The 1,509-nt window shown below is 69.8% G+C and carries 1 protein-coding gene; it reads left to right on the plus strand.

Translation table 11 applies throughout. From position 1 onward, the window contains the following. The coding region (locus ACWGJ5_RS46515; protein WP_453315635.1) for a type I polyketide synthase at positions 1 to 1,509 on the plus strand (1,509 nt) is incomplete at both ends.

Below are 1,509 nucleotides of genomic sequence, written 5' to 3' on the forward strand. Positions count from 1 at the left end.
GGACGGTGGTGGGTCGGTGCCGTCGGTCGTGGTGGTGGAGTGTGACTCGTCTTCGTCGGACGAAGCGGCCGGCGGTGGTGTGTCGGGTGTGTCGGGTGTGTCGGCGGGTGTGGTGCGTGGTGTGGTGCACCGGGTTTTGGGTGTGGTGCAGGCGTGGTTGGCTGATGAGCGGTTTGCGGATGGTCGTTTGGTGTTGGTGACCCGGGGTGCTGTGGAGGCGGTTCCGGGTGAGGGGGTTGTGGATCTGGCGGCTGCTGCGGCGCGGGGGTTGTTCCGGTCGGCGCAGTCGGAGAATCCGGGTCGGCTGGTGCTGGTGGATGTCGATGATTCGGTGGTGCGGGTGGATGCCGCGTTGCTGGGTGTCGGTGAGCCGGAGTTGGCGGTGCGTGGTGGTGCGGTGCTGGTGCCGCGTCTGGTGCGGGTGCCGGTGGCCGGTGAGGGCGCGGGTGTGTCCTTCGGTGGTTTGGGTGGTGTGGGTGCCGGGGGCACGGTGCTGGTCACGGGTGCGACGGGGACGTTGGGTGCTTTGGTGGCCCGGCATCTGGTCGCCGAGCACGGCGTACGACACCTGCTGCTGGTGAGTCGCCGCGGCGCCGAGGCCGAGGGCGCGGCCGGGCTGTCCGCCGAGCTTGCGGAGCTGGGTGCAGAGGTCACCTGGGCGGCGTGTGATGTGGCGGATCGCGAGGCGCTGGCCTCCCTCCTGGTCTCGATACCCGCCGAGCATCCGTTGTGTGCTGTGGTGCATGCGGCGGGTGTGCTGGATGACGGTGTGATGTCGTCGTTGACGCCTGAGCGGGTGGATGCGGTGTTGCGTCCGAAGGTGGATGCGGCGTTGCTTCTGGATGAGTTGACGCGGGATGCCGGGTTGTCGGCGTTCGTGTTGTTCTCGGGTGCGGCGGCGGTCTTCGGTGCTGCTGGTCAGGGCAACTATGCGGCGGCGAACGCGTTTCTGGAGGCGTTGGCGCAGCGTCGTCGGGCTGAGGGGTTGGCGGCGAGTGCGCTGGCGTGGGGTCTGTGGGCCGAAGCCAGCGGCATGACCGGAACCCTCAGCGACCGTGACCTGCGTCGGATCTCGCGCGACGGAATGGCCGCCCTGTCGTCGGAGGAGGGCCTGGCCCTCTTCGACACGGCGGTGGCGGTGGACGAGGCGGTGCTGCTGCCGATGCGGCTGGACCTGGCGGCGCTGCGGGCCGAGGCGGCGGCCACCGGGACGGTCCCGGCACTGCTGCGCGGCCTGGTACGGACGCCACTGCCACGCGTGACGGACGCCGCATCCGGCGGCACCGCGACCTCGCTCGGACAGCGACTGGCCGGGCTGCCCGCTGTCGAACAGGACCGTGAGCTGCTCGAGTTGGTGCTGCGCAGTGTCGCCGGAGTCCTCGGCTACGCCGGGCCCCAGGCGGTGGCGCCTGGGCGTGCGTTCAAGGAGTTGGGTTTTGATTCGTTGACGGCGGTGGAGCTGCGTAATGACTTGAGGTCGGTTACGGGGCTGCGGTTGCCGGCGACGTT

The sequence above is a fragment of the Streptomyces sp. NPDC054783 genome, assembly GCF_053611725.1.